Here is a 7,920-nt window from a genome sequence, read left to right on the forward strand (position 1 = left end):
TTACTACCAAATAATGAGAGAGTTTTGTAGTAGTGGTCTGCCCACTAGTAGGTTGAGAACATGGTATTTTGCTAAACTGATCAGTTTTTTTGCACTTATAAGCAAGCCTATGGTCATAGAAAGTAATGAAACTCGACTTTAAATAGATTTATTAGCGAGTTGCTAAGAATAAAAATCATTTTTTGGTTATTTCGCATTTTAGATTGGCTGAGTTATAATCGAATATAGACATAAACGGTACGCTTTGGTGTGCTGTTTTTTAACATTATAGATGTAGTAATGAGTGAATTAGAAGATAAGTACGCTGATATAAGACCCTATAACGATGATGAAGTTACGGCTTCGCTATCGCGTTTAATCAACGATAATGCATTTATTGATGTGATTGCAAAGTACAATTTACCGCGTTTTTTATCGGCGGTGCCCTTTATTACACGCCCATTAGTAAGAAGGCAGTTGCGCAAAAAATGGGGAAGTGTAAGCACCGTTGAGGATGTACAAAATGAAGTTGCGCAATATCTTAATAAATTAGTAAAACGCACTACTTCAAAAGTTACTTTTTCGGGGCTTGATAAATTAGATCCAAACCAAGCTTATCTATTTATTTCTAACCACCGCGATATTGTACTCGATCCTGCATTAGTTAACTGGGGATTGTTCCAGTATAAAATGAAAACAGTGCGTATTGCTATTGGCGATAATTTATTGCAAAGACCTTACATCACTGAGCTTATGCGCTTAAATAAAAGCTTTATTGTGAAACGTTCGACCAAAGCGCCAAAAGAGATGTTAAGAGCGCTGACTCAGCTTTCATCCTACATTTATGATTCACTAATAAGTGGTAACTCTATCTGGATTGCACAAAAAGAAGGGCGCGCAAAAGATGGTTTTGATCAAACAGATCCAGCGCTTCTAAAAATGCTACAGCTAAATGGTAGAAAGCAAAAGAAACAATTTGGCGATTATATTAAAGAGTTAAAAATAGTGCCTGTTTCTATATCGTATCAATATGAGCCGTGCGCTATTGCCAAAGCTAAAGAGCTTTATCATAAGCAACACCACGGTGAATACACTAAATCAGCGGGCGAAGATATCGCCAGTATTGTTGAAGGGTTTAGTGCTGCAAAAGGACATGTGCATTTAGCATTCGGAAAGCCGATAGAATCGCACTGTGATAGTGCTGAGGAACTTGCAAAAACGATTGATGAACAAATTGTCGATTCGTTTTATTTGCACCCAGGGAACTACATTGCTGGTGGCTGTAAAAAAGAAGTGATTAACTCACCTGATACCGCTACGTTTGAACAGCGTATGGCGAGTGTACCCGATGAACTAAAGCCACTGGTATTGGCTATGTACGCCAAGCCATTTCATCGTAAAACTGAAATTAATACAAATAACTGCGAACATTAATCGGTTAGTTATTATAAAAGCAGCAATTTAATTGCTGCTTTTTTTTTGCTTAAAAAAAACGCTATACTAAAAGTCCGATTCTTTTAAGTGGTATTCACTTTATGCAACAAATTGAAATATTTGATATTCCAAGTCCTTGCAAGAGTATTTGCTTAGTGAATAATAGAGGGTATTGCAAGGGGTGTTATCGCAGTCGTGATGAGCGTTTTACTTGGAATTCCCTGACCAACAGCGAAAAGAAAAAAGTGCTCAGTTTATGCCAGCAGCGCTATAAGCGTTACTTGCAAAAGCAGCAGCAAAATATAGCATTTAATAGTACTACAGAGCAGCATGGTTTCGATTTTTAAATTTTAAATTATATTTTGCCCGCAAAGCATAGACAGTCCCATTACTATTTAATTTAGTTAAAGCATGTTGTAATTTTTTAACTAAATTTTTATTTTTTTTATGTAAGTAGTGATAAATTGGGTAGGTCATTAGTACTTCTTTTTCGAAACAACCGGTGGGCGAAGGTATTGATTTATTATCCATGAAAAAATCAAGTAACAAAGCACCTTCTACCTTTTTTTGAGCTAGCAAGTTCAGCTGTGTATTCATATTTTTTACTTCAATAATATTCCCCACAAAGTTTGTACTTGCTAAATAACGTTTTTGTACTGGATAGCCTGCTAAAATAGCTACGTTTTTTAGTTGCTCTAACGTATTAGGCTGACAAGCTTTATATAATACTAAATTAAATTGCAGCAGTTCGTAGTCAACTCTAATTAAGTTATTAAAATTGTTTTCGACACTAATATCACGGCCTAGCTGCCCATCAAGGACACCATTATTAGCCGCTAAAAGTGCATTTTTACGGTTAAAGTCGATAACATGTATTTTATGGCCAATGTCGGTGTAGGCTAGCGTTAATAACTCAAGAACATAATTTGCTTGTGGAGTACTTTCTGGGCGGTTAAAAGTGAGGTTGTATTGATGAGCAAAACATGGTGCACTGAACAATAAATAAACTAATAATAACAAGGTGCTAAGGCGTTGATGCACTATCACTTCCAATTGCAGTAAAAATCAATAAAATGAGAGGCTGATAATAGCAAGTTGCTTACCTTTTGCCCAGTTTGTCTGAGTAGCATTTTTATAAAATTAATGAGGAAATACTGTGAGTTTTAATTTATGTTTGTTACCGCGTGAAGAAAAATACCAAATTCAGCTCGATTATGAAGCATCATTCTGGGCATATCAAATCAAGCGTAATAAAAAAACACGTGAACAAGTGTACAACACCATTCATAGTCGTCCGATTGCTGAACAAATGTTTTTAAAGCAGCAATTTGAGCAGTATTTGGCACTGATGCTGAGCTAGGCATGTATAGGGTTGAAGTATTAGATAGAATTAAAACGCCACTTGTTAATAAATTTTATGATCAATACAGCGTCAAAGGACGGGCTAATAAACAAGATCAACTTTGGGTTGTTTATTATAAAGCTGAAATAGTTGCCGCATGTAGGTTGCAAAATAAGGATGATTTTTTATTTTTGTCGACGGTTTTTGTAGCGCCAGAATATAGGTCTAAAGGCCTTGCAAAGTTACTTATCTCAACGCTATTAAAGCGCCAAAATAAAACTATTTATACCTTTGCTTATAAAAACTTAGCAGATTTATACCATTCTATTGGTTTTAACCAAGTGTTAACATATACTCTTGCGTTGCAAGCGCTTTTTAATATTTACACACACCGCAATATCGTCGCCCTAAAGTACCCATAATAGTAAAATAACAATATGGAATAAGCATGAGCAAAGACGTCAACTGGATCATAAGTTGTTTTATCGTTTGCATAGCGATCTTAAGCTGCCAAGTAAGCGCACAAGTAAAGCGTTTATCTCCTAGTGAGGGCTTATCACAAAGCTATGTTAACACCATGCTGATTGATAATAATGGGTACTTATGGCTTTCGACTGAAGCTGGGCTTAATCGCTATGATGGTTATCAAGTACTTTCTATTAATGGTCCTAATGGTGAATTAGAGGAAGCTATTATTGATCGAATTTACCAAGATCCTGACGGTCATATTTGGATTGCATCCTTACTTGCAGGATTATTTAGATACGATCCTGCAACTGATTCATACAAGCAATTTATAACCAAACCCACCAGTGAAGAGCAAATAATTAATCAATCTGTTTTTAGTATGCTTGCCGTTGACAATAAAACGTTATGGATTGGGCGCGGTCGGGATTTTGCTAAACTTGATATTGAAAGTGGCGATATAACATCTATTTTTGAACTGCCCAGCGAATACAAAGACACCCTCATTAGAAAGTTATTTCATTACAACGGTTATATATTTATTGGCACTACTCATGGGGCTTATGTTTTTGATATTGCTAGTAAGCAAATACGGCCACTACAGCACTTAAAAGGAGAGGCTAATCATATTTATCAAAATAATGTGAAATCGTTTGCTTTAGGTGAAAATAATCAGCTGCTGGTCGGTGCGGTCAAGGGGTTATATCAGGTCGATATTAGTAATTTGTCAGGGATGTTTGAGCGCCCAGATCTAACCTTTAAAAGTAAAGTGTTGTTAGCTAATTTAAATATTTGGGAAATAGCGAATGAGCAGGGCAAGCTTGATTTAGCCACTGACAAAGGGCTATTTAAGTTTGATTTACACAGTGGCGAACTGATTAAAAATACACGTATAACAGAGAGTAAATACACACTTGCTGATACCAGTATTATTGATATGGCAAAAGATAAATCGGGTGGAATATGGGTAGCGACCAAAACAGATGGCGCATTTTATTTATCAAATGACAATTATCATTTTAATAATGTTGATGGTAGCTCAATTAGAGGCGATGGGTTATCGCATCATTCTGTTTGGGGAATTACAGAGTACAAAGATAAATTATGGCTTGCTACGCATAACGGTATCACAGAGGTTGATTTAAAAAATAATATTGGAAAGGCTTATCTAAAAAATTATCAAGTAGATTTATTAACTACCGAATTTACTGTTTATGAAGTTATGCCTTATAAAGATAAATTATGGCTTTATAGCAATCGTGGGCTATTTATTTTTGATCCCATTACGCATCAAATCAGCGAACCTAAAACAAAAAATTCAGCTAATCAGCAGCAAATAACAGGTTGGGTGCATGGTGTTACTTTAATGCCAAATGGTGATTTGTATTATGTGCATTCTGATCATGGTGTATTTGTTTATAATATTGATAGTCAAATAGTGACTCGATTAGGGGGAGAAATAGCACAGTTTGAGCCCTTTTTAGTATATGGTTTTTTACCACCACTTACTAATAAGCCAGATTCACCATTGTTTTTTAATGCGGGGATTTTATATCAAATAAACCCTGATAGTTTAGCGCTTAAGGTCATTTATAAAGTGCCTAAACAGCACGAAAACATTGCTATCAGTGTGTTGTCGTATGTAATGGATAATAATAATGTTTTATGGATATCACTATCTAACTTTGGCTTAATTGGCGTCAATGCTTCTACCTATGAGCTTGTACACACAATTGACTTAGAAAAAAATAAACTAGGTACTTTGCTTTATAATATGGTACTTGATGATGAAGGGATGATTTGGATGAGTAGCCATAAAGGAATTTGGCGACTAAATCCTAAAACGCTACATTTTCAACAGTTTACTGTATCCGAAGGATTGCTCTCTGCTGAATTTAATAGCAATGCAATGGCACAGCTAAAAGATGGCCGTATTGCTTACGGTGGTTTAAAAGGTTTTACTTATTTTCACCCGATGGAGAATAAAAACCTTCGCTCACTTATCGATCATGTCAATATCACGGGTGTTGATTTAATGTCGCGAGACCTATCACTTGATTTAAAGCAGCCACTTAACGAAGTGGTTTTAAATCATGATGATATAGGGCTAGAAGTGGCATTTTCAGCCATGGCTTTTAGCAATCAAGAACGTATTATTTACGAGTATCAACTCGATAACGGACAAAAAACGTATACACGTAATAACAATCGAGTTTTGTTCCCTAAATTAAATCCCGGTAATTATCAACTAAAAGTATGGGCGAAAGATCCGCTTACTGGTGAATATACTCCCCCAGCGATTTTAAAAATAAAAGTTAAATACCCTTTATGGCGTGCTCCATATTTTGTGGTGCTATATGGCGTGCTATTTATTGCTTTTGTGGCAATGTGGGTAATGCGCCGTAATAAAATTCAGCGCATTTTATTAGCTGCTAATAAAGAGAGTAAAGAAAGTGAAGCGCGTTTAAAAATAGCGTTAGAGGGCAGTGAATCAGGTGTGTGGGATTGGAAATCAAGTAGCCCAAGTATTTATCAGCCCCGTTTACGTGACGAGTTAGGCTACGAAAGTGAAACGGTTAATCTTGATGAATATTTAACTAAAATTCATCCACAAGATAAGCAGCTATTTCGTTTAGAGTGGTTAGAGTTTTTATCTACCGAAAAGGGGTATTTTAATTGCACTTACCGTTTACGTCACGCTAAAGGTCATTGGCGCTGGTATAAGGATTTTGGAAAAGTAGTTGAGTGGGATGGAAAAACCCCTCAAAAGGTAGCGGGAACATATACAAATATGACCCGAGAAATGGTGTTCGAAGAGCATGCCTTACTCTTTACCGCTGCATTTGAACAAACTCGAGATTGGGTGTTCATACTCGACAAAAATTTAAATATTCGCGCTTCAAATAAATCATTGCAAACAGCTTTTAATTTTTCAGCCGAGTCTTTGTCTAGTCGGTCTTTAAACTTAGGGATCTCGCGTAGCGCGCTTTTTGATTATTTACGTATCGTGCAAAAGTTATTGGTAGGAGAGCATTTTTCTTGTGAGGATAGTGTAATGCTCGCTAATGGCGAGGTGCGCCATGTATTAGTAAAAATAAGCGCGGTGGCCGATAACGATCAATCTCTGAGTAGCTATGTCATTATTTTAACGGATATAAGCGCACAAAAAACAGCTGAAAATGAGCTTCACTTACTGGCCAATTATGATGTATTAACGGGCTTGCCAAATAGGGCTCTTTTTAATGACCGTGTTGAACATGCATTAGAGCAAGCAAAGCATTATCAATGCAAAGTTGCACTGTTACATATAAATATTAAACGCTTTAAATATTTTAACGATTCATTAGGGCATGAGGTTGCAGACGAGCTAATTAAAAAAGTGGCTAAGCGATTAAAACTTACTTTGCGGCCATCAGATAGTATTGCTCGCTTTGGTGGAGATGAGTTTGTAGTGCTTGTTGAAGATATTCATCAAATTGAAGAGGTTTTATTAATATGCACCAAGTTAATGGATTGTGTGAATAAAAATATTAGTATTGGCGGGCAAGTGGTAAATGTGAACTTAAGTATTGGTATCGCTATTTCGCCGGATGATGCGCAGCAAAAAAGCGCGTTACTAAAAGCTGCCAATATTGCGCTTTACCATGCTAAAGATTCACTTGAAGGAAGCTATCAATTTTATAAACAGGAAATGAATCAGCGAGTACAAAAAGCGCTTCATTTAGAATCACAATTGACTAAAGCATACCAAGAACATGAGTTTTGTAATTATTACCAGCCGATTATCAATTCTCAAAGCTATAAAACAGAAGGATTTGAGGTATTATTACGTTGGCCTGAAAATAAACTAGTACAAACTCAGGAGTTTTCTTTGGCCGCTGAGGGCATAGGCTTAATCACAAAAATAATGCTGCAAACATTGGCTCGTGCTTTGAGCGAACTAAAAGAGTGGCGTAAAATTTCACCCGACCTTTATTTGTCTATAAATCTATCTGCACTTGATTTTGAATTTGAAGAATTAGTCCCAGAGATAATAAAGGCATTAAGTACCGCTGGCGTGCCATCAAAAGCAATTGTATTTGAGATCACTGAATCAATACTAATGCGCGATTCAAAACATGCTTTACACAGTATGGAGATGCTTAAAAATTTAGGCTGTAGGTTGTACATGGATGATTTTGGTACAGGTTATGCCTCATTGACTTATTTAAAGCGCTTTCCTATTGATGTATTAAAAATAGATCGCAGCTTTGTGCAAGATATAGGTATTGATTACGGCGACGAGGCAATTATCCAATCTACATTGACATTAGCTCACAGTTTAGGAAAAGAATGTGTTGCTGAAGGTGTTGAAAGTTCGCACCAACTCGCCTTTTTAAAAGAGTTAGGCTGTAAGCATTTTCAGGGCTATTTATTCAGCCGACCGGTTCCTAGTCAAGACGTACCGTTTTTAGTGCTGCGTGATTGGGAGGATATATTTACCCAAAGTATGGGGAGTTAGATTGTTGATTTAATAAATTAGGCTCTAGGGCGTGTTGACCTTTGTAGATTGAAATTTGTTCAATCTAGGGGCGATTTAATCGCGGCGCGAGGTTTGACATTTATACTGCGTTATCGCCTGTTTATGGGGAATAACCACACGACATAGGATCTGCCTTGCCTAAATACCAAACGTACTGCTGCAAAATCAATCACAAAAG

6 protein-coding genes are annotated in these 7,920 nt (G+C 36.5%); 5 read left to right on the forward strand and 1 reads right to left on the reverse strand.

What is annotated here, in order from left to right; translation table 11 throughout:
• Positions 1-279 precede the first annotated feature (279 nt).
• Entirely contained in the window at positions 280-1,413 is a 1,134-nt protein-coding gene (locus CWB66_RS00335; RefSeq protein WP_138583894.1) for a 1-acyl-sn-glycerol-3-phosphate acyltransferase, read from the forward strand.
• 101 nt (positions 1,414-1,514) lie between these two features.
• Positions 1,515-1,760, forward strand: coding sequence for a DUF1289 domain-containing protein (locus CWB66_RS00340; protein WP_138583895.1), 246 nt, complete (start codon positions 1,515-1,517; stop codon positions 1,758-1,760).
• Here the strand turns inward: CWB66_RS00340 and CWB66_RS00345 are convergent.
• Positions 1,732-2,454: a transporter substrate-binding domain-containing protein gene (locus tag CWB66_RS00345; protein WP_138583896.1), complete on the reverse strand. Its 723-nt coding sequence runs from the start codon at positions 2,452-2,454 to the stop codon at positions 1,732-1,734. The genes CWB66_RS00340 and CWB66_RS00345 overlap by 29 nt on opposite strands.
• A gap of 115 nt (positions 2,455-2,569) precedes the next feature.
• Here CWB66_RS00345 and CWB66_RS00350 point away from each other — a divergent pair, with 115 nt between their 5' ends.
• From CWB66_RS00350 to CWB66_RS00360, 3 genes are read left to right on the forward strand one after another with little or no spacing between them, the layout of a single operon-like run.
• The gene (locus tag CWB66_RS00350; protein ID WP_077536939.1) at positions 2,570-2,773 is read left to right on the forward strand and encodes a DUF3283 family protein; all 204 of its coding nucleotides are present in this window, start codon (positions 2,570-2,572) and stop codon (positions 2,771-2,773) included.
• 2 nt (positions 2,774-2,775) lie between these two features.
• Positions 2,776-3,177, forward strand: coding sequence for a GNAT family N-acetyltransferase (locus CWB66_RS00355; RefSeq protein WP_077536940.1), 402 nt, complete (start codon positions 2,776-2,778; stop codon positions 3,175-3,177).
• Positions 3,178-3,203: 26 nt separating this feature from the next.
• Complete coding sequence (locus tag CWB66_RS00360; protein WP_138583897.1) at positions 3,204-7,721, forward strand: EAL domain-containing protein; 4,518 nt, start codon at positions 3,204-3,206, stop codon at positions 7,719-7,721.
• Positions 7,722-7,920 lie beyond the last annotated feature (199 nt).

It is taken from the genome of Pseudoalteromonas sp. S558 (assembly GCF_005886635.1).
GTDB classification, from domain to species: Bacteria; Pseudomonadota; Gammaproteobacteria; order Enterobacterales; family Alteromonadaceae; genus Pseudoalteromonas; species Pseudoalteromonas aliena.

Bases quoted from the DNA above. Each gene is read 5' to 3' on its own strand.
- CWB66_RS00335 (WP_138583894.1), top strand. From the start codon at position 280: ATGAGTGAATTAGAAGATAAGTACGCTGATATAAGACCCTATAACGAT.
- CWB66_RS00340 (WP_138583895.1), top strand. From the start codon at position 1,515: ATGCAACAAATTGAAATATTTGATATTCCAAGTCCTTGCAAGAGTATT.
- CWB66_RS00355 (WP_077536940.1), top strand. From the start codon at position 2,776: ATGTATAGGGTTGAAGTATTAGATAGAATTAAAACGCCACTTGTTAAT.
- CWB66_RS00360 (WP_138583897.1), top strand. From the start codon at position 3,204: ATGAGCAAAGACGTCAACTGGATCATAAGTTGTTTTATCGTTTGCATA.